The organism is Mesorhizobium sp. UC74_2, from assembly GCF_042701485.1.
In the GTDB taxonomy this organism is placed as follows: Bacteria; Pseudomonadota; Alphaproteobacteria; order Rhizobiales; family Rhizobiaceae; genus Mesorhizobium.
Window position 1 is genome coordinate 3486365 of record NZ_CP170562.1, and the last position, 20926, is coordinate 3507290.

The following is a 20926-nucleotide window of genomic DNA, read 5'->3' on the forward strand; positions in this document are numbered from 1 at the left end:
GGTTACCCGCTCTCGTTTCAGGCCGATTTCAGCGCCAACCGTTCGGCCGGCTCGACCAGTTCGGCGAGCTGCCTGGCAATCGTGCCCCAACCGTCGTGGAAACCCATCTGTTCATGCATGTCGCGCTCAGACCTGCTCTTGTGCATGACGTGAGCCGCGTAATCCGTGCCTTGCGGATGGTCGCGCAGCGTGATGATCGCAGTCATGAAAGGCTGGTCGGCGGGGCGCCAGCCGCCGGTAAGCGTGTTGGTGAAGACGATGCGCTCCTGCGCGTCGATAGCCAGGAAGCAGGCATCGAGATGCGGCTGGTACGCACCACCGTCCTCGCTGATGCGCGTGACGAGCGCGCCGCCTGGGCGAAGTTCCATCTTCTCGACCTTGCATTTGGCCGGCGCCGGGATCCACCAGCGCGCGAAGCTTGCCGGGTCGGTCCATGCGTTCCAGATGGCGGATCGCGGCGCCCTGATGAGGCGCGACAAGGTCAGGTCGGTATCGGGATTCACGGTCTCGGTCATTCCGGATTCTCCTTGTTCTGTTCGGCGAGGACGAAACGCTCCAGGCGGTCGTTGCGGCCTTCCCAGACCGCGCGCTGCGCTGACAGCCAGGTTTCGATCATCGCGAACTGCTTGGTTTCAATGGCGCAGGTGCGCACACGGCCCTGTTTCTGCGTGCGGATCAGGCCGCTGCCTTCGAGAAAGTGGATGTGCTTCATGAATGATGGCAGCGCCATGTCGAACGGCCTGGCGAGATCGCTGATGCTGGACGGCCCCTTGCCGAGCTCCGTCAGCACCGCCCGCCGCGTCGGGTCGGCCAGTGCCTGGAAAATTCCGTCCAGATGTGTCGAATACTGATCCATAAGGCTAAGTATCAGCTCAAAACACTTAGCACAAGAGCTAACTGTAAAAACTTGCGGAAGTTTAGGCCTGCTCGGCGCGCGCGCGGCGGCGGCGCTCGATCGCCTTCTGGCTTTCGATGATGCGGACGCGTTTCACGCGGCGCGGATCGGCATCGAGAATGTGAAACTCGAAGCCCGGAATGGCCTGGACCACCTCGCCCCGCGCCGGTACCCGGCCCAGCGTGTTGAAGATCATGCCGCCGATCGTGTCGACCGACTCGCCATGTTCGCCGGCGGCGAAATGCTCGCCGATCATCTTGGCGACGTCATCGATTTCCGCCTTGCCATCGACCACGTAGATGCCGTCGCCGGCCTGGGTGATCATCGGCTCGTCATCATCGTGCTCGTCCTCGATGTCGCCGACGACCATCTCGACGATGTCTTCCAGCGAAGCGAGGCCGTCTGTGCCGCCATACTCATCGATGACCAGCGCCATCTGCGTCCGCGCCGCCTGCATGCGGCCCATCAGGTCCGAAGCCAGCATCGAGGGCGGCACGAACAGCACCGGCCGGATCAGGCTGAGATCGCCGATGGTGCGGGCAAGATCGACCTGGGTAAGGTCGAGCAGCGCCGCGGCGGGCGTCTTGCGGCTGGCGCGGCCCGGCTTCTTGACCCGGGCAAGACGTGTGATGTGGGCGAGCACGTCGCGGATGTGAACCATGCCGCGCGGATCATCCAGCGTCTCGAAATAGACCGGCATGCGGGAATGCCCGGACTGTTCGAACAACACCAGCAGGTCGCCCAGCGTGGTGCCGATCTCAACAGCCTGGATGTCGGCTCGTGGCACCATCACGTCTTCGACACGAACTTCGCGCAGGCGCAGGATGTTGTTGAGCATCGCCCGTTCGCCGGGCGAGAAGGATTCCGTGCCGGACTCGGTTTCGGCAAGCGCGTCGGCGATTTCCTCGCGCAGCGAGGTCCCGTTGCGCTGGCGGAAGAGACCCAGGACACGCTCGAACAGGGAGGGACCGGCAGAAGAAGGCTCGCTCGCTACACTGCCGGAGCTGATACTCGGACTGGGCGTTTCTTCCGTCTTTCCGGAAGCCTTTAAGGCACTGCCGGCGTCCGTGGGGGCGGCAGTCTCTGATTTCTCGTTCATCGTCGTCCGGTCAATTGAATGTTTAGTTACGCATAAGGATCGGGAATGGCAAGTCTCGCCAGCGCCGCGCGCTCGACCGCTTCCATCTCCTCGGCCTCGTCATCGGTCTCGTGATCATAGCCCAGCAGGTGCAACAGGCCATGGATCAGCAGATGGCTGACATGGTTCTCGACTGGCTTTTTCTCCTCCGCCGCCTCGCGTGCCACCGTCTCGGCAGCCAATACGATATCACCGAGCATCGGCGGCAGTCGGCCCCCCTTGGCCGGAGGAAAAGCCGGGAAGGACAGCACGTTGGTGGGTTTGTCCTTGCCGCGCCATTCCGCGTTCAGCGTCCGGATGGCGGCGTCATCGGTGAAGACGACGCTGAGTTCAGACGTTCCCGCCAGCTTGAGTTCGGCAAAGGCAGCAGCCGCGGCGCGCTCGACAAGGCCAAGCAATTTTGCCTCGGCTGGCCAAGCGCCAGCCTCGACCATGAGATCGATGTCGAGTGGCAGTTCAGGCAACGTCATCGAGCCCTGTGCTGACAGGCAGGCATACTGAAAGGATCAGTTATCCGCCCCCAGACCGCGGGAAACCTTGCCGTCGCGGTCATACGCGCGGACGATCTCTCCAACCAGCGGGTGACGCACGACGTCGCCATCGGCGAAACGCACCGTCACGATGCCCGGGACCCCGTCGAGGACGCGCAACGCTTCCACGAGGCCCGACTTGGTGTTGGGCGGCAGGTCGATCTGGGTCGGATCGCCTGTGATGATCATGCGTGAATTCTCGCCCAGACGCGTCAGGAACATCTTCATCTGCATCTGGGTGGTGTTCTGCGCCTCGTCGAGGATGACGGCGGCATGCGCCAGCGTGCGTCCGCGCATGAAGGCCAGCGGCGCGATCTCGATGACGCCCGCGCCGATGGCACGCTCGACCTTGTCGCCCGGCATCATATCGTAAAGGGCGTCGTAAAGCGGGCGCAGATAAGGATCGACCTTTTCCTTCATGTCGCCGGGCAGGAAGCCGAGCCGCTCGCCCGCCTCGACCGCAGGACGCGACAGGATGATGCGCTCGACCATGCCACGCTCCAGCAGCATCGCGGCATGCGCGACCGCCAGATAGGTCTTGCCGGTACCGGCCGGGCCGATGCCAAAGACCAGTTCCGAGCGCTCCAGGGCGCGCATGTAGGCGTCCTGGTTCAAGGAACGGGCATAGATGGTCTTCTTGCGGGTCGATATCTGTGCGGCGGACACCTTGCCCTTGCGCTCCATCGTCGGCAGCACCAGCTGGTCATCGGCGGCAACCGCCATGCGCACGGCGCCATCAACGTCCGACTGGGCGATATCGGCGCCCTTCTGCAGGATATCGTAGAGATTGTCCAAGGCACGACGCGCCTGTTCGGCGGCGGTCGAAGAACCCTTGATGGTGAGCTGGTTACCGCGCGAACGGATGTCGACGCCGAGCTTCTGCTCCAGCCGCGCCAAATTCTCATCGAACTGGCCGTAAAGCGCACTGGCCAGCTTGTTGTTGTCGAAAGTCAGAACGATATGCGCCATATCCGAGGCCCCGGATGCAGTGCTTGGGGGCGCGTTCTTCAGTTCAGTGGCGCTCAAACGTCTCTCCTCATCTGACACGTCATTCAGACCCGCAACTCAGATAGGCTCGGCGTACAGGCTGTTGAAGCCCGGACGCGTGATTCGCACCTCAATAATGTCACCGATTTCGCCGACCTTTTCATCAACAATCACCGGCTGCAGCCACGGTGAGCGTCCGACTTTCTGGCCGGCCTGGCGGCCGGGCTTCTCGATCAGCGTCGTCATGGTGCGCCCGACCATCGACGCCGTGAAAGCCTGCTGCTGTTCAACCAGCAGTGCCTGCAGCGCATGCAGGCGCTCGTCCTTCAGCGGTTCCGGCACATGGTCTTCCATTTCGGCTCCCGGCGTGCCGGGACGCGGCGAATATTTGAACGAGAATGCGGAAGCATAGCCCACCTCCCGCACCAGCCGCATCGTGTCTTCGAAATCGGCATCCGTCTCACCGGGAAAACCGACAATGAAATCGCCCGACATCGCAATGTCCGAGCGCGCGGCGCGGACGCGATCGATCAGACGCAGATAATCCTCCGCCTTGTGGCGGCGGTTCATCGCCTTGAGGATGCGGTCGGAACCCGACTGCACCGGCAGATGCAGATAGGGCATCAGGCTCGGCAGGTCGCGATGCGCGGCAATCAGCTCATCATCCATGTCGCGCGGATGGCTGGTGGTGTAGCGCAGCCGGGCGATGCCGGGAATTTCAGCCAGGCGATAGAGCAGCCGCCCCAGCCCCCACTCGGCACCATCAGGCCCTGCCCCGTGCCAGGCATTCACGTTCTGACCAAGCAGCGTCACTTCGCGCACGCCGGCCTCGGCCAGCCGCTCGGCCTCGGCGATGATCTGGGCGACAGGCCGCGACACTTCCGAGCCGCGCGTATAGGGCACGACACAGAAGGTGCAGAATTTGTCGCAGCCTTCCTGCACGGTGAGAAAGGCTGCCACGCCGCGTTTGGCGACCTGTGCGCGCTTTGGCTGCGGCAGGTGCTCGAACTTGTCCTCGAGCGCATATTCGGTTTCGACCACCCGGCCGCCATTGCGGACACGCGCCAGCACATCCGGCAGGCGATGATAGGTCTGCGGACCGATCACCAGATCGACGGCCGGAGCACGGCGGATGATCTCACGGCCCTCGGCCTGGGCGACACAGCCGGCAACACCGATCAACATCTCGCGGCCGGCCGCCGCCTTTTCCGCCTTCAGTTCGCGAATGCGGCCGAGCTCGGAATAAACCTTCTCGGCAGCCCTCTCGCGGATGTGGCAGGTGTTGAGCAACACCAGGTCTGCATCTTCGATGACGCTGGTCTCAGCGTAGCCGTCAGCCGCCAGCGCATCGGTCATGCGCTGCGAGTCATAGACATTCATCTGACAGCCATAGGTCTTGACGAAGACCTTCTTCGGCTGAGGGGTGTCGACACCCTTGTCCGGGTTCGGCGAAAGCGTTTCCAGTTCCATGCGGCGGCTTCACGAGCGGGTTGCAAACGGCAACCCGCTCTATCTCCTTGTTTTGACGCAATTCCGGACGGAAAACCGCTACGCACTTTTCCTGGAATTGCTCTAACGCTTTTCGATCCTGAAAAACAGCCGTTTCCGGCGAACAGCACTACTTCGCAGGTTCGCTGAGCGCTGCCTGCATCATCCCGCGCACCTGCGCTTCGACGACACGCGCCGTTTCCTTGCGGTTGGACTGCTTGGAGAATGCCACTGGTTCGCCGAAATGCACCTCGACGTCGAGACCGCCCTCGGCAAGCAGGGTCATGAGATGCGGGCCCAGATCCTGGTCGCCGATCCAGGAAGCGACCGGCCGCCAGCGTCGGCCGAGCGGCACGCCATGCAGGCGGGTGTAGGCGATCGCCACCGGCTGGATGAACACCTCGTCGGCCGCTCCTTCGGCAATCGCCATGGACGCGGCGCCAAACAGCGTGGTCTTGAAAGGCAGCACCATATTGCCGTCGCCGGTGGTGCCCTCCGCGAACAGCACCATGGCGTCACCCTTGGCCAGCCGGGCCGCGATCTCGTTGGCCTGATCGCCGGAGGTGCGTTTGCGCTCGCGTTCGATGAAAACGGTGCGCTGCAGCTTCGACAGCTTTCCGATCGCCGGCCAGTTCACCATATCGGCGCGGGCAATGAACTTCACATCGACCAGCGAGCCGAGGACGAGGATATCCGTCCACGAAATATGATTGGAGGCGACCAGCAGCGGCCGCTGGTTGGACAAAGTGCCGTGGACATGGACGCGAAGGCCAAGGGCGCGCGCCACGGCGCGGTGCCAGACCTTCAGGATAACGGTTTCCGGCCACCATCCCGTCTTCATCGAGATGAGCTGCAGCGGCACCAGCACGGCGGTTGCCAGCACGACGTAAACGAAAGCCAGAAGCGTCCTGATTTTTCCGACCATCACGTCCCCGAATGCAGCGTAGTCGGGCTAGCGGAGATCGCGGCGCATGACAAGCGCGCCGGTGGGACCATGTTCGGGAGAGCGATAATAATTCGGCCGCTTGCCGACTTCGCGAAAACCGAGCCGGCGGTAGAGGGTCAGTGCCGCAACGTTGGTTTCGTCGACTTCCAGGAACAGCGCCTCGGCGCGTTCGCCGTGCAGGCTGCGCAGCACCGCATCCATCAATTGCCAGCCGAGCCCTTGCCTGCGATGCGTGCGCGCGACCGCCACGGTCAGGATTTCGCCCTCGCCCGCGGCAAGCCTGGCCAGCACGAAACCGACCGGCGGCTCGGCACCATGGCCGACCTCACGGGCGGCGAAGCCGAAAACCGTATCCTGGCCGAGCAGCGTGGCGAATTCGCCATCGGTCCATGGCCGCACGAAATCCTCGTGATGCAGCGACGACACGGCAGCGGCATCCGCAACGGTCAACGGCTCGAGTGCATATTCGCGGCGCGGCGAAAAAAACGGAATGCGCATCACCCGGCCCTCGGCAGCACAAAACCGGCCTGCGGTTTGGCGTCCGCATCGCGCAGATAGACCGGCCTGGGCTTTTCTCCCGGCCCCTTCGAAGCCGCCAGACGCGCATAGGTGGCGATATCGGCAGTGGCGACAGGGTGACCAAAATCGAACCTGCCACCGGCAGCGGCGGCAACCACCTCGGCGGCAGTGCCGGCAAGCACTGCCGCATTCTGCTCAGCCATGTCGGAGGCTTCCTCCAGCGTGGCGATGGCGGGGCCGTAGACTGCGGCACCGTCAGTGCCGAACAATGCGGCATGGATTTCGCCGCGCCCGCCGTCGAGCACGGCCAGCACGGAGCGGCCGGGAAAGGCTGACGCCGCTTCCGCCGCCAGCGCTTCCAGCGTGGTGACGCCGATCGCGGGAATCTTCAGTGCGAGCGCCAGACCGCGCGCGGTGGAAACGCCGACGCGGATACCGGTGAAGGAACCGGGCCCGGTGGAGATGGCGATGGCGCCGAGATCAGCGAAGGTGATGCCAGCTTCGTCCAGTGCCCTGTCGATGACCGCCAGCAGATGTTCGGCATGGCCCTTGCCGAGGTCGAGGACATGCCGACCCAGGATACGGCCCGTCGCCGTGTCGTAGACGCAGGCGGCACACAGGTTGGCGGAGCAATCGATGGCGAGCAGTTTCATGTCAGCTTCGCGTAACCGATCGCCGCGCCGGCTACAAGCCGCGTGAGGATTTCAGCTTATCGGCGCTTCGATTTGGGCGTGCGAATGCCATTCGTTGCCGACATCGATTGGTGCGTCCTTCGAGGCTCGCCCGCGTGACTTTTTGGCATTATTCCGAAGCGTTGCGGGGGCTCGCACCTCAGGATGAGGACCGTTGTGCCGTTTCGAGACCTGGACGTCTCAGAATTTGGCCGGGATCATGCGACGGCCTCATCCTGACGTGCGAGCCCGCAAGACATTGTAAAGCGGCAAAACCCAGGTGGGCGAGCCTCGAAGGACGCACCTCCAGCGAAGCGATGGCGAAGCGCGGCGACCAGTGCCACCAAGCCGACCACAGCTCCTTACGGTCGCCTCGGCTAGCCTTGTTTGGCTTTCAGTTCGAGACGGCGCCTGTGCAGCACCGGCTCGGTGTAGCCGTTCGGTTGGTCGCGGCCCTTGAACACCAGGTCGCAGGCGGCGCGGAAGGCGATGGACTGGTCGAAGTCCGGCGCCATCGGGCGATAGCTCGGATCGCCGACATTCTGGGTGTCGACGATGACGGCCATGCGCTGCAGCGAATCCAGCACCTGGATGTGCGAACAGATGTCGTGGTGCAGCCAGTTGGCGATGTGCTGCGAGGAGATGCGCAGCGTGGCGCGGTCTTCCATCAGGCCGACATCGTTGATGTCCGGCACCTTGGAGCAGCCGACGCCCTGGTCGATCCAGCGCACGACATAGCCGAGGATGCCCTGCGCATTGTTGTCGATCTCGCGCTGGATCTCATCCGGCGTCCAGTTCGGGCGCTTGACCACCGGCACGGTCAGGATGTCGTCAAGCCTGGCCTTCGGCCGGCTCTTCAGACTTTCCTGCACGGCGTGCACGTCGACCTTGTGGTAATGCGTGGCGTGCAGCGTCGCCGCCGTCGGCGACGGCACCCGAGGCGGTGTTGGCGCCGGCCTTGGGGTGGGCGATCTTCTGTTCCAGCATCGCCGCCATCAGGTCGGGCATCGCCCACATGCCCTTGCCGATCTGGGCGTGGCCGGCGAGGCCGCATTCCAGACCGGTGTCGACGTTCCAGTTCTCGTAGGCCGAGATCCAGGCCGCCTGCTTCATGTCGCCCTTGCGCAGCATGGCGCCGGCTTCCATGGAGGTGTGGATCTCGTCGCCGGTACGGTCGAGGAAGCCGGTGTTGATGAACACCACGCGCTCCCTGGCGGCGCGGATGCATTCCTTGAGGTTGACGGTGGTGCGCCGCTCCTCGTCCATGATGCCCATCTTGATGGTGTTGGGCTTCATGCCGATCAGCCTTTCGACGCGGTCGAAGATCTCGACGGCGAAGGCGACTTCCTCCGGCCCGTGCATCTTCGGTTTGACGACGTAGAGCGAGCCTTCGCGCGAATTGGCTAGGCGGCCGTTCTCGCCGACATCATGCAGCGCGATCAGCGCTGTGACAGCGGCATCCATGATGCCTTCCGGCACCTCGGAACCATCAGACAGCAGGATGGCCGGATTGGTCATCAGGTGGCCGACATTGCGCACCAGCATCAGCGAGCGGCACTTGAGCGGGAAGGTCGAGCCGTCCGGCGCGGTGTAGTCGAGATCGGGATTGAGCTTGCGGGTGAAGGTCTTGCCGCCCTTGCTCACGTCTTCGGCCAGGTCGCCCTTCATCAGGCCGAGCCAGTTGCGGTAGACGACGACCTTGTCCTCGGCATCGACCGCCGCGACCGAATCCTCGCAGTCCATGATGGTGGTCAGCGCAGATTCCAGCCAGACGTCGGAGATGTGGGCGGCGTCGTTCTTGCCGATGGTAGAATTGGGATCGATCAGCACCTCGATGTGCAGGCCGTTGTTGGCGAGCAGGAACTGGTTAGGGCTGGCCGCCTCGCCGAGATAACCGGCAAACTGCTCCGGCCGCTTCAGGCCGGTGGTGCGGCCGCTATTGAGCGATACGCGCAGCGCGCCGCCAGTCACGGTGAAGGAACGCGCGTCCTGCCAGACCGCGCCATCCAATGGTGCTGCCTCGTTGAGGAAAGCGCGCGCCCAGGCGATGACCTTCTCGCCGCGCTTCGGATTGTAATGCTTGCCCTTCTCGGCGCCGTCGGTCTCGGCAATGGCATCGGTACCATAGAGCGCGTCATAGAGTGAACCCCAGCGCGCATTGGCAGCGTTCAGCGCGTAACGTGCATTCATCACCGGCACGACGAGCTGCGGGCCCGCGACGACGGCGATCTCCGGGTCGACATTGTCGGTGGACACGCTGAAGGCGGGGCCTTCCGGCAGCAGGTAGCCGATCTCCTTCAGGAAATCCTTGTAGACCGCGACATCGACCGGCGCGCCATTGTCGCGATACCAGCGGTCGATCTTCTCCTGGAAATCGTCGCGTTTCTTCAGCAGCGCGCGGTTTTTCGGCGCGAGATCGTGCACCAGTTTCGAAAAGCCGGCCCAGAAATCGGCGGCGTTCACGCCGGTGCCGGCAACGGCCTCATTGGCAACGAAGTCATGCAGTTCGCGGGCGATCTGCAATCCGGCGATCTCGATCCGATCGGTCATATAGACAGTCTCCAGAAATGCCGCCTGGGAGCAAGGCGGCCAAGCAGGTTCCGCAAGTGTCCCACGGTTTGGCGGCGGGAACCTGCGGCAAACGACAAGCCTGACCAGCCTTGCACGGTTGGTCAGGGACGGGCGGGCTTTGGCATGTCAGCGCCGCCTGGTCAATTCGTCGTCAGTCGCAAACCGGGTGTCGTTGCGGAACAATCGATTTAGTGTTTGCAACAAAGCAGCAGGCCACGATTTTGCACCTCCCGAGCAGGACGAGCGCGGCTGTGCAGCCTAAGCCGCGATACGCGGCCGGCCGGCAGCCGTTGCCACGACATGCGCCTCGATGAACATGCGCTGTCCCTCGACCACGGAAGCACGGATGTCGCGCGCAATGTCGATCTCGGCGGTGTCGGTGCCGGCCTCGCCGGCGCGCAGGGCGACCAGCTTGCGCACATCCGCTTCCGCTTTGGCCATGGCCTCGTCTTCCTTGGTGAAATCGCGCACGCCTTCACCGGACGAAACCCGGAACAGCCCTTCCTTCGGCTGGCTGACACGTGCCTCCGCCGTCACCCGCACCTGGCCGACCACGGCACCCAGCGCATTGGCGACGTCGGTGTCGCCCGGCACCAGGCATTCGTTGCCGACGAGCGGCGCAAGCGCCGCATAATGCAGCGGCGCCGAAGCGCCGAGCCCGATCACAGGCCGGTCGAGCGCCACGGTCAGGCGTGCAATACCGGGATGGGCGTCGACCGCGCGCTGCACCAGCGCATGCGCCACGGTGGCGGCGCCATCCAGCCCGTCTTCGGCGAAAGCTGTCTCCAAGATGACTTCCGCCGAAAGCCGGGTCAGCGCCACCAGCACACGCTCCGAAATCTCCTCCGGCGAGGCGGCGATCGGCTGGCCGCGCCCGTCCTTGCGGCGCGCAAACAATTCGGCGCCGAGCCGGGCCGCAGCAGCGTCCCAGTTGGCCTGCCTGCCCAGCGTGTGCGCCGCGTCCGAGGGCGTGAAGCCGACGATATGGACCAGCCCACGTGCAACCAGCCGGTTCAGTGTCGCATTCTGCGCGTTGGAGGTGAGCAATCGATCGATCGGCAGCGGCACACTACCGATCGTCTCATAGAGCTTGGCCTCCGGCGCGGTCAAACCGGCCGCCAGCCGTTCCGGCACGCCGGTGCGCACCGCAAAGCGTCCGTCCATGCGGCCGGGATTGGGTGCGCGCAGCTGCCGTTCCAGCTCGGCCATCACCGCCTCGCCATGGGCAAGACCGGCCAGCGCCAGAGGCACGACGCGGCGAGGCCCCAGCTGGATCCTCGGCGAGAGCCCGCCGTCCTCCAGCGTCACTTCCGAATCGCCGCCGAGGCCGAAGGTGCGCATGGCGACAGCCTCCACCATGGTGCGGAAGCCGCCGACGGTTGCGCCCTCGGGATCGAGCCGCGGGCGCCCCTTGTCGAGCACGGCGACGTCGGTGGTGGTGCCGCCGATGTCGGAAACAACGGCATCGTCCAGCCCGGTCATGTGGCGGGCACCGACCAGCGAAGCTGCAGGCCCCGAAAGAATGGTCTCGATCGGCCGCTGGCGCGCGAAATCGGCAGAGACGAGCGCGCCGTCGCCGCGCACCACCATCAAGGGGGCGGCGATGCCACGCTCGGCGAGGAAGCCCTCGGTGGCCGCGACCAGCCGGTCGATCATGGCGATCAGCCGGGCATTGAGCAGAGTGGTCAGCGCACGGCGCGGTCCGCCAAGCTTCGACGACAGTTCATGGCTGCAGGTGACCGGCAAGCCGGTGACGTCGCGGATCAGCTCGCGGGCGGCGAGTTCATGGGCGGGATTGCGGGTGGCGAAATAGGCGCAGACGGCGAAGCCCGAGACGGAGCGGCCAAGTTCCGGCAGCACCGCTTGCAGCTCGGAAAGGTCGAGCGCCGCGGCATTGCCGTGCACGTCATGCCCGCCAGGGCAGAAAAACACCGGATCGGTGCTGAGCGCCGTCTTCAGGCCATCGCGCTCGAGGTCGGCCTGGCCGAAGCCGATCATGACCAGCGCCACGCGCCCGCCCTGCCCCTCCACCAGCGCGTTGGTGGCGAGCGTCGTCGACATCGAGACCAGCTTGATCGAGGCGGGATCGGCGCCGGTCTGTTCCAGCACCTGGCCCACCGCACCGGAAATGCCGACGGCAAGGTCGTGCCGCGTCGTCAGCGACTTTGCCTTGGCAACCACGATGCCTTTGTCACCCGTGTCGGACCATAGCACAGCATCGGTATAGGTGCCGCCGGTGTCGATACCGAGGAAAAGCGGAGCGGAGGGAGAAGCAGTCACGGCGAGCCCAAGCAAGACAGAAGCTGTTCGGGCTTTAGACCATCGCGGCTGACGGCGAAAGGCTGATGGGCTGGGCCAGAGATGGCTTGAGAACCACCGGCGCCTAGGCAGGACCGCGTTTCTGTTGCCCGGCTTCCTCCAGCTCCTGGCTGAGCGGCTTGATCGATGGATCGAGCGGCTCGGCCACATCAGGCGTCACAGCCTTGATTGGAGCCCGGGGCACCGACTGACCCGACGCGCAGGCGCACAACAAAACCAACGGAATCAGGAGGAAGAGACGAACCATGCGCGGGAGTGATAGCGCGAAGAGAGAGGCGAGAGAAGCTAGTAGCTCTGGATCAAGAGTCCATCTGGACCACCGGCCACCTCACCCCACCAGCGTCAGCTATCTCCCATCTTCAGCGCCTCGATGAAAGCTGCCTGCGGGATATCGACCTTGCCGAACTGGCGCATGCGCTTCTTGCCTTCTTTCTGCTTGTCCAGCAGCTTGCGCTTGCGGGTGACGTCGCCGCCGTAACACTTGGCGGTCACGTCCTTGCGCAGGGCCGAGATCGTCTCGCGCGCGATCACCTTGCCGCCGATGGCAGCCTGGATCGGGATCTTGAACATGTGCTGCGGGATCAGCTCCTTCAGCTTTTCGCACATGGCGCGGCCGCGCTTTTCAGCCGCTGTGCGGTGCACCAGCATGGAGAGCGCGTCGACCGGCTCCTCATTGACCAGTATCGACATCTTGACGAGGTCGCCTTCCTTGTAGTCGGTCAGGTGATAGTCGAACGAGGCGTAGCCCTTGGAGATCGACTTTAGGCGGTCGTAGAAGTCGAACACCACTTCGTTGAGCGGCAGCTCGTAGACCAGCATGGCGCGCTTGCCGACATAGGACAGGTCGACCTGGATGCCGCGCCGGTCCTGGCACAGCTTCAGGATGCCGCCGAGATAGTCGTCCGGCGTCAGGATGGTGGCACGGATCCAAGGCTCCTCGATGTGGTCGATCTTGACCACGTCCGGCATGTCGGCCGGGTTGTGCAGCTCCTTCACCGTACCGTCGGTCAGCGCCAGGCGGTAAACGACAGAAGGGGCCGTGGCGATGAGATCGAGGTCGAACTCGCGCTCCAGCCGCTCCTGGATGATTTCCAGATGCAGCAGGCCAAGGAAGCCGCAGCGGAAGCCGAAGCCCAGCGCCGCGGAAGTTTCCATTTCATACGAGAACGACGCGTCGTTGAGGCGCAGCTTGCCGACGGCGGCGCGCAGATCCTCGAAGTCGGCGGCATCGACCGGGAACAGGCCGCAGAACACCACCGGCTGCGCCGGCTTGAAACCCGGCAGAGGGTCCGTGGTCGGGCGGCGGTCCTCGGTGATGGTATCACCGACGCGGGTGTCGGCCACTTCCTTGATCGAGGCGGTGATGAAGCCGAACTCGCCGGGGCCGATCTCGTCGGCCTGGATCATCTTCGGCGTGAAGAAGCCGGTGCGTTCGACGGGATACCTGGCGCCGGTGCCCATCATGCGGATGTTCTGGCCCTTCCTGAGCACGCCGTCGATCACGCGCACCAGCACGATGACGCCGAGATAGGCGTCGTACCAGCTGTCGACCAGCATGGCCTTGAGCGGCTTGGCGGCATCGCCTTCGCGCGGCGGCGGCAGCTTGGTGACGATCGCTTCCAGCACTTCGTCGATGCCGATGCCGGTCTTGGCCGAAATCATCACGGCCTCGGAGGCGTCGAGGCCGATCACCTCCTCGACCTGTTCCTTGATGCGGTCCGGCTCGGCGGCGGGAAGGTCGATCTTGTTCAGCACCACGACGATCTCGTGGTTGGCATCGATGGCCTGGTAGACGTTGGCCAGCGTCTGCGCCTCGACGCCCTGCGAGGCGTCGACCACCAGCAATGAGCCTTCGCAGGCGCGCAGCGAGCGCGACACTTCATAAGCGAAGTCGACATGGCCGGGCGTGTCGATGAGGTTCAGCACATAATCCTGGCCGTCCTTGGCCTTGTAGTTCAGGCGCACGGTCTGCGCCTTGATGGTGATGCCGCGCTCGCGCTCGATGTCCATGTTGTCGAGCACCTGCTCGGTCATCTCGCGCGCCTCCAGCGCGCCGGTCATCTGGATGAGGCGGTCGGCCAGCGTCGACTTGCCGTGGTCGATGTGGGCCACGATCGAAAAATTGCGGATGTTGGAAATGGGCGTGCTCATGGCGCGGCCTTTATCAGGGGTGGAATGCTCCGGCAAGCGGCGGGGCTGCTGGGGTTGCGCACATCCGTTAAATCTTTAGCGGTTGTATTAGCCGGGCGTTGGAACAGCACATGCTATCGGTCATGGATCGTTGCCCGGGATGCGCTCATGCCAAAACCCTTCCTGAAGTTCCTCACCTCCGAAGATGCCTCGCTCGTGCCAGCCTTTGCGCTGTCCGTGCTGCCGCTCTTTGCCGTGCTCGGCCTCTCGGTGGATTATACCTCCGGCGTGAACTCCAAGGGCGAAATGCAGAACGCGCTGGACGCGGCAACACTGGCCGTCACAACGCTGCCGACCGACACCACGCTGGCAAAACGGCAGGAAGCCCTGCAGGCTTTCTACGACGCCAACAGGGGCGACGGAACCGCTACGCTGACCAGTTTCACCGTCGATCTCGATGGTACGTCGCGCGCCAGGTCTTCGGCAACCTACGACATGCCGACCAATTTCATGCGGCTCGCCACCATCAACACCGTAACGATCAATGTCACCTCGGCGGCGACCAAGACGCCGGCACTCGTCGAGGCGACCTTCAAGATCGACAAGGCTTCCGGTTACTGGAACAAGAAGATGACGCTGTTCGGCACCGCCTTCGGCCAGACGACCGAAAAGGCGTTGATGCTGATCGACTACAAATACAATGGCGGCGGCGGCACCAAGGGCTACGGCACGACCGTCGTCTACACCCCCGACAGCCAGGGCAAGCTGACAGTCGTCCAGCAGACGCAGACCTGTGTCACCAGTGCCTACAACAGCTGGAGCAATCCGCTTAAGCCGGGGGCTTTCGTGGATGGCGACAAGCAGGTGCTGTGCACCACGACGCCCGCCAACGGGACCGGCGCCGTCATCGACGTCAAGACGATGGAAAAACTCTATCTGCAGATGGATGTACCGTCCGGAAACCCGAAAGTCCTGAAATCGAACGACCCGGCCACCTCCAACCGGCTTTATCTGGACGGGGTCGAAGTCGAGACCGGCAAGACGGTCGACATCTTCCGCGCCGTGCCCTGCGGCAACACAAGCTCTCAGGCCTGGGAAGACGGCGGCAACGCCGTACCGGCGCCGGTCTCGAACGCCGACTTCTTCTATACGGTGAGCGGCAAATGCGAATTCTCGCAGAAGCCTTCGACCACCGCGCTTACCCAATAGCCCTGCCCCAAGTTTACTCTCGTCCTCTAGACCCGCCCGGCCCAGGCCGCGGCGGGTTCCTTTTTTCCCGCAGGATCACGAAGCGGTGATCGGCGTAACGAGAGGCCGCATTGCCGCGAATGCCCCGATGAGGCCGCCGACGGCCGCGAAACGGAGCAAGCGATGCGTGCGAAGAAAAAAAAGGGCATGGGTGTTGCGACTAAAGGCATGGCGGCAATCGCCCTGCTTGTTGCCGGCATGGCTTCCGCGACGGCGCAGCCACTCACGGTGGTCGAACTCTTCACCAGCCAGGGCTGCTCCTCCTGCCCGCCCGCCAATGCCAACCTGATCAAGCTGAAGGACCGGCCGGACGTGCTGGCGCTGTCCTTCGCCGTGACCTACTGGGACTATCTCGGCTGGAAGGACACGTTCGGCAGGGCGGAATACACCGAACGGCAGGTGACCTATGAACCGGCTCTCGGCCGCAGCGGGCCGTTCACACCGCAGATGGTCGTCAATGGCCGGGCCGATACGGTCGGCAACAAGCTGTCCGATGTCGAGGCCCTGATCGCCAGGGACAAATCCCCGAGCGGCCCCATCCTTTCACTCGCCAACGGCAAGGCAGCCATCGGTCCCGGCAAGGCGCCAGCGGGCGGCGCCGACGTCTGGCTGGTGCAGTACCGGGCCGGCATCGTCGACGTGCCGGTGGGGCGCGGCGAAAACAGCGGCCACACCTTGCCGCACGCCAATGTCGTCCATGCACTGACCCGGCTCGGCACTTGGACCGGCGAAGCGGCCACGCTGCCGTTGCCCAAGGCCGGCGAAGGCCTTTCCACCGCCGTCCTGGTGCAGGCCCCGCAAGGTGGACCGATCCTGGCCGCAGCCGCCAACTAGGCACCGCACGCGACAGCGCCTGCTCGAATTGCACGGTCAAAGCGGCCGCGCGCAACCGGCGCCATGCGCCACCAAACCCTCGAAGGAGAGAACAGCATGACCCGTCCCATCAGCCTGAAGGCGCTGGCTTTCGCCCTTGCCGCGACAGCATTCACCGCCGCCGGCGCATATGCCGAAGACGCCATGAAACCGGCGGATCCCATGAAGACCGAGGATGCGATGAAGCCGGCCGATGCCATGAAACCCGCTGACGCCATGAAGCCTGCCGACGCCATGAAGCCTGCCGACGCCATGAAGCCGGCCGATGCCATGAAGCCCGCCGATGCCATGAAGCCCGCCGACGCCATGAAGCCTGCCGACGCCATGAAACCCCAGCAGTAAATGCTGGCCAGGGCGACGATGCACGGGATCGTGAAAGCCATACGGCTGCGGTCATCGTATAGTGCCTCGTCGCCCGGCCCTCATGAAGGAGCCCAAGCATGAACCGAAATCGTAAATCCGGGGCAGCAAGGCCATGGAAGGCTGCCGGCCTGTCCGCGCTTGCCGGCCTTGCGCTGGCCGCGACGGCGCTGACATTCCTGCAGGGGCCGACCAGCGCCGCCGAAGAGGCCGTCAAAATCCCCCCGCCCGCCGTCGACGCGAAACCGGCGGCCGGATTGCAGAAGGCAGTCTTTGCCGGCGGCTGCTTCTGGGGTGTGCAGGGCGTGTTCCAGCACGTCAAAGGCGTGACGAAGGCCGTTTCCGGTTATACCGGCGGCGCTGCCGACACGGCCGAGTATGAACGCGTCGGCTCGGGCAACACCGGCCATGCCGAGTCGGTCGAGATCACCTACGATCCATCGAAGGTAAGCTACGGCAAGCTGCTGCAGGTCTATTTCTCGGTGGCGCACAACCCGACCCAGCTCAATTACCAGGGACCGGACTATGGCACGCAGTATCGCTCCACGGTGTTCGCGGCCAATGCCGAGCAGAAGACGATCGCCGAGGACTACATCGCTCAGCTCGACACGACGAAGGCGTTCCCCAAGAAAATCGTGACGACACTGGAGACCGGCAAGACGTTCTATCCGGCCGAGGGCTATCATCAGGATTTCCTCGAGCGGAACCCGACCTACCCCTACATCGTCTACAACGACCTGCCGAAAATCGAGAATTTGAAGGCGATGTTCCCGGATCTATACTCGGACAAGCCGGTTCTGGTCGCGGCCAGCCCAAAGAGCTGACCGGCTGAACCTCCTCCCGATAAAAAAGACCGCGCCAACGTCTCCGGCGCGGTCTGTTTGTTGGCAGCGAGCCGTGACGCAGCCTACTGCAGGTTCATCGGCGCTGCGGTGACCGGATCGAATTTGATCTCGACCTTGGCGCCGTCCTTGGTGAAATAGGTGACTTCGTAACCCTTGTTGTCCCAGTCGACCTCGTCGATGAAGGCAAAGTCCTGGCGCTGCTCGACCTTGGCGACGATCTCCGACAGTTTCTTGGCGTTCGCCGGCGGCACGTCCCTGGCCTGGGCGCCCGCCGGCGCAGCGACGGCCATCAAGGAAATGGCCGCAAAAACAGTGATGATACGCATGTGATCCCTCCAGAACTAACGCGAGATGCGCGTTTGACCATAGCCCTTCTACCCGGTGCATAACTCACGGCATTGACGATCGTTCCGCAAGCACGCAAGCCATGCCCCGATGAGGAAGCGGCGGGTTGCGCGTCCCGGCCTCGGCTGACGTGGATGGTTTCTCCTTCCCGATCAGATGGGCCTGACCAGATGGCCAGTGATGGCGAGATATGTCAGCAGCCGCCTTGATTTCGGGTTGCAGGAACCAACATTCAGGCGCACAACGCAAATCCTTTCCAATCAGACCTTTTCATCATGCAATCCGTCATCTCCGTTTCCGGTGTCTCGAAAACCTATGCCACCGGCTTCAGCGCGCTGAAAAACATCAATCTGGATATCAAGCGCGGGGAAATCTTCGCGCTGCTCGGCCCCAACGGCGCCGGCAAGACGACGCTGATCTCGATCATCTGCGGCATCGTCAACCGCTCGGGCGGCACCGTCGCCGTGGATGGTCACGACATATCGAAGGACTATCGCGCCGCGCGCAGCCTGATCGGGCTGGTGCCGCAGGAGCTCACGGTCGAATCGTTCGAAACGGTGCGCTCGGTGCTGGCCTTCAGCCGCGGCCTGTTCGGCAAGCCGGCCGACCCCGCCTTCATCGAGAAGGTGCTCAAGGACCTGTCGCTGTGGGAAAAGCGCGATTCCAAGATCATCACCCTCTCAGGCGGCATGAAGCGCCGCGTGATGATCGGCAAGGCGCTGTCGCATGAGCCGAAAATCCTGTTCCTCGACGAGCCGACCGCCGGCGTCGACGTGGAACTGCGCAAGGACATGTGGGCGCTGGTGCGGCAATTGCGCGAATCCGGCGTCACCATCATCCTCACCACCCACTATATCGAGGAAGCCGAGGAGATGGCCGACCGGGTCGGCGTCATCAACAAGGGCGAGATCATCCTGGTGGAGGAAAAGGCCGAGCTGATGCGCAAGCTTGGCCGCAAGCTTTTGAAGCTGGAACTGCGCAATCCGCTTTCCACGCTGCCAGCAGGCTTCGAAACCTACAATCTCGAGCTCTCGTCGGACGGCAACCGACTGACCTACACCTATGACAACCAGGCGGAACGGCCGGGCGTCGCCTCGCTGATCCGCGACCTCGACCAGGCCGGTATCCAGTTCCGCGATCTCGACACCGAAAACAGTTCGCTGGAGGAGATCTTCGTCTCCCTGGTAAGGAGGCAGGCATGAACCATCGCGCGGTCTGGGCGATCTACAAGGTGGAGATGGCGCGCACGCTGCGCACCATCATGCAGAGCGTGATCTCGCCCGTCATTTCGACCTCGCTCTATTTCGTGGTGTTCGGCGCGGCGATCGGCTCGCGCATCACCGAGGTCAACGGCGTGAGCTACGGTGCCTTCATCGTGCCGGGCCTGATCATGCTCACCCTGCTGACCCAGTCGATCTCCAACGCCTCCTTCGGCATCTATTTTCCGAAATTCGTCGGCACGATCTTCGAACTGCTGTCGGCGCCGGTTTCCTATCTGGAGGTCGTCATCGCCTATGTCGGTGCGGCCGCCACCAAGTCGATCGGCATCGGACTGATCATCCTGGCCACCGCCTCGCTGTTCGTCGAACTCGACATCCAGCACCCGTTCTGGATGCTCGGCTTCCTGGTGCTGACGGCGATCACGTTCAGCCTGTTCGGTTTCATCATCGGCATCTGGGCGAACGGCTTCGAACAGTTGCAGCTGATCCCGCTGCTGGTGGTGACGCCGCTCACCTTCCTGGGCGGTTCGTTCTATTCGATCGACATGCTGCCCGGCGTATGGCGTACCATCTCGCTGTTCAACCCGGTCGTCTATCTGGTCAGTGGTTTCCGCTGGGCCTTCTTCGGCCATTCCGACGTGCCGGTGGAGATCAGCCTCGGCATCACGCTGGCGTTCCTGCTGCTGTGCATCGCCGTCGTCGGCTGGATCTTCAAGACCGGCTATCGGCTGAGAACGTAATTCTCTCCAGCTCAGGCTCCTGGACAGTCTGCCAGACCTTCCGGCTCAGATCGCTTTCAGCAATCTCAGCAGCGCCAGCATGCCGCTGGCGGTGCCGCGCTTGAACGCGATGTAGGCCGGTTCCTCCACGCCGTGGAAGCGCCGCTTGAAGGCAGCCTGCCCCTGAAGGTTGAAGCGGTGGCGGTTGACCAGCCTGGAATCGAAGGCCCTGCTGAACGCACCGCGCCAGAACGTGCTTTCTGGAAAACCGCTCGGCGCCATGTCGGCCAAAGGCGACAGGCCCAGCGTCACCGCGGAAATGCCTTCCTTGCGGAACTGGTCGACCGCGAATTTGGTCAGGCCGATCTCGGCATGCGGGGTAGCACCGGCCAGCTTGCGCTTGAAGGCGGTGGTGTAGCCGGTGACCTTGCCGTCCTTCGAGATCGGGTCGAAATCCAGCAAGGCCGTGAGCTTGTTGTCCGGATCCAGCAGCACGAAGCGGCGCATGCCGGGGCCGGGCAGGATCGGGAACGGACGGTTGAGGAAAGCCATTTCGCGGCGCGCGACGATGCGGCCGGCCCGCCATTCGTCGGAAAGGCGGCGCACGTCGTCGGCATCGGCCAGCCCCCCGGTATCCTCGGTAAGCGTGAATCCCTTCTTGACCAGCCAGCGTTCGGAATAGCGCACGGTTTCGTTGGGCTTTCCGGAGAAATCATGCGCCGGCAGCGGCAGCCGCGTGTCGTAGCCGATGCGGCTGACCTGGTAGCCAAGGCCGGACAGGACCTTTGCCGTCGCCTCTCCGACCTGCACGAACCAGGGCGCATTGGCGATCTCGACGAAGCGGCAAATCAGCGCGGCGCGATCGGCATCGCCGACGACCGGATCAGCCAGCGCATAGTGGCGCCCCATCATGGTCTGGAAGGCGACGTAGCCGTTTTCGTCGCCGAAATAAGACAGCAGCGGCTGCGTGGCCGTGGAATAGGCGAGCGAGAAATCGCCATGCTGCGCGAGCATTTCCAGCCGCTTGGCAAGCGGCAGGTTCGCGCGCGGAACAGCGGCAGCGCGGTCGTCGAGGAAGCGGTCTATGCCCTTGCGGAGCGAGCCCATGAAATACGCCCAGAT

At 63.8% G+C, this 20926-nt stretch carries 21 protein-coding genes; 6 read left to right on the forward strand and 15 right to left on the reverse strand.

Features of this window, described 5'->3' with window-relative positions:
- Nucleotides 1–17: 17 nt before the first annotated feature.
- The 13 genes from ACFJIU_RS16980 to lepA all read right to left on the reverse strand — a co-directional run bounded on the left by ACFJIU_RS16980 (nt 18) and on the right by lepA (nt 14215).
- Entirely contained in the window at nt 18–515 is a 498-nt protein-coding gene (locus ACFJIU_RS16980) for an SRPBCC family protein (RefSeq protein WP_379061717.1), read from the reverse strand.
- The gene (locus tag ACFJIU_RS16985) at nt 512–856 is read right to left on the reverse strand and encodes an ArsR/SmtB family transcription factor (protein WP_379061719.1); all 345 of its coding nucleotides are present in this window, start codon (nt 854–856) and stop codon (nt 512–514) included. Before ACFJIU_RS16985 ends, ACFJIU_RS16980 begins: the two co-directional genes overlap by 4 nt.
- Before the next feature lie 61 nt (nt 857–917).
- A complete protein-coding gene (locus ACFJIU_RS16990) occupies nt 918–1994 on the reverse strand; it encodes a hemolysin family protein (protein ID WP_379061722.1) in 1077 nt (358 codons plus the stop codon).
- 26 nt (nt 1995–2020) lie between these two features.
- Entirely contained in the window at nt 2021–2503 is a 483-nt protein-coding gene (ybeY, locus tag ACFJIU_RS16995) for an rRNA maturation RNase YbeY (RefSeq protein ID WP_379061724.1), read from the reverse strand.
- 36 nt (nt 2504–2539) lie between these two features.
- Nucleotides 2540–3532: a PhoH family protein gene (locus ACFJIU_RS17000; protein WP_379073136.1), complete on the reverse strand. Its 993-nt coding sequence runs from the start codon at nt 3530–3532 to the stop codon at nt 2540–2542.
- A 96-nt stretch (nt 3533–3628) separates the two neighbouring features.
- A complete protein-coding gene (gene miaB / locus ACFJIU_RS17005) occupies nt 3629–5020 on the reverse strand; it encodes a tRNA (N6-isopentenyl adenosine(37)-C2)-methylthiotransferase MiaB (RefSeq protein ID WP_379061726.1) in 1392 nt (463 codons plus the stop codon).
- Nucleotides 5021–5168: 148 nt separating this feature from the next.
- The gene (locus tag ACFJIU_RS17010) at nt 5169–5963 is read right to left on the reverse strand and encodes a lysophospholipid acyltransferase family protein (RefSeq protein WP_379061729.1); all 795 of its coding nucleotides are present in this window, start codon (nt 5961–5963) and stop codon (nt 5169–5171) included.
- A gap of 27 nt (nt 5964–5990) precedes the next feature.
- Nucleotides 5991–6482 carry a GNAT family N-acetyltransferase gene (locus ACFJIU_RS17015; protein WP_379061731.1) on the reverse strand — a complete coding sequence of 164 codons (492 nt, stop codon included), beginning with the start codon at nt 6480–6482 and terminating at the stop codon, nt 5991–5993.
- On the reverse strand, nt 6482–7156 hold the full coding sequence (gene tsaB, locus ACFJIU_RS17020; protein WP_379061733.1) for a tRNA (adenosine(37)-N6)-threonylcarbamoyltransferase complex dimerization subunit type 1 TsaB: 675 nt from the start codon (nt 7154–7156) through the stop codon (nt 6482–6484). The genes ACFJIU_RS17015 and tsaB overlap by 1 nt, the downstream gene beginning before the upstream one ends.
- 395 nt (nt 7157–7551) lie before the next feature.
- Entirely contained in the window at nt 7552–8046 is a 495-nt protein-coding gene (locus ACFJIU_RS17025; protein WP_379061735.1) for a hypothetical protein, read from the reverse strand.
- Complete coding sequence (locus ACFJIU_RS17030; protein ID WP_379061737.1) at nt 8006–9724, reverse strand: malate synthase G; 1719 nt, start codon at nt 9722–9724, stop codon at nt 8006–8008. The genes ACFJIU_RS17025 and ACFJIU_RS17030 overlap by 41 nt, the downstream gene beginning before the upstream one ends.
- Nucleotides 9725–10003: 279 nt before the next feature.
- Entirely contained in the window at nt 10004–12025 is a 2022-nt protein-coding gene (locus ACFJIU_RS17035; protein WP_379061739.1) for a hydantoinase/oxoprolinase N-terminal domain-containing protein, read from the reverse strand.
- A gap of 381 nt (nt 12026–12406) precedes the next feature.
- Nucleotides 12407–14215, reverse strand: coding sequence for a translation elongation factor 4 (gene lepA / locus ACFJIU_RS17040; protein ID WP_379061741.1), 1809 nt, complete (start codon nt 14213–14215; stop codon nt 12407–12409).
- A gap of 147 nt (nt 14216–14362) precedes the next feature.
- Between lepA and ACFJIU_RS17045 the strand changes: the two genes are divergently transcribed.
- From ACFJIU_RS17045 to msrA, 4 genes are all read left to right on the forward strand, one after another.
- The gene (locus tag ACFJIU_RS17045; protein WP_379061743.1) at nt 14363–15403 is read left to right on the forward strand and encodes a TadE/TadG family type IV pilus assembly protein; all 1041 of its coding nucleotides are present in this window, start codon (nt 14363–14365) and stop codon (nt 15401–15403) included.
- Between the two features lie 162 nt (nt 15404–15565).
- Nucleotides 15566–16276, forward strand: coding sequence for a DUF1223 domain-containing protein (locus ACFJIU_RS17050; RefSeq protein WP_379061745.1), 711 nt, complete (start codon nt 15566–15568; stop codon nt 16274–16276).
- Between the two features lie 96 nt (nt 16277–16372).
- Nucleotides 16373–16657, forward strand: coding sequence for a hypothetical protein (locus ACFJIU_RS17055; RefSeq protein ID WP_379061747.1), 285 nt, complete (start codon nt 16373–16375; stop codon nt 16655–16657).
- A gap of 98 nt (nt 16658–16755) precedes the next feature.
- Complete coding sequence (msrA, locus tag ACFJIU_RS17060; protein ID WP_379061749.1) at nt 16756–17499, forward strand: peptide-methionine (S)-S-oxide reductase MsrA; 744 nt, start codon at nt 16756–16758, stop codon at nt 17497–17499.
- Nucleotides 17500–17582: 83 nt separating this feature from the next.
- Here the strand turns inward: msrA and ACFJIU_RS17065 are convergent, their stop codons facing one another.
- Entirely contained in the window at nt 17583–17846 is a 264-nt protein-coding gene (locus ACFJIU_RS17065; protein ID WP_379061751.1) for a PepSY domain-containing protein, read from the reverse strand.
- 294 nt (nt 17847–18140) lie between these two features.
- On the opposite strand from ACFJIU_RS17065, the gene ACFJIU_RS17070 reads away from it, so the two are divergent.
- Nucleotides 18141–19067, forward strand: a complete 927-nt coding sequence (locus tag ACFJIU_RS17070) for an ABC transporter ATP-binding protein (protein WP_379061753.1) — start codon at nt 18141–18143, stop codon at nt 19065–19067.
- The gene (locus ACFJIU_RS17075; RefSeq protein ID WP_326890960.1) at nt 19064–19825 is read left to right on the forward strand and encodes an ABC transporter permease; all 762 of its coding nucleotides are present in this window, start codon (nt 19064–19066) and stop codon (nt 19823–19825) included. The genes ACFJIU_RS17070 and ACFJIU_RS17075 overlap by 4 nt, the downstream gene beginning before the upstream one ends.
- A gap of 45 nt (nt 19826–19870) precedes the next feature.
- Here the strand turns inward: ACFJIU_RS17075 and ACFJIU_RS17080 are convergent, their stop codons facing one another.
- Complete coding sequence (locus ACFJIU_RS17080) at nt 19871–20911, reverse strand: phosphatidylglycerol lysyltransferase domain-containing protein (protein ID WP_379061755.1); 1041 nt, start codon at nt 20909–20911, stop codon at nt 19871–19873.
- Nucleotides 20912–20926 lie beyond the last annotated feature (15 nt).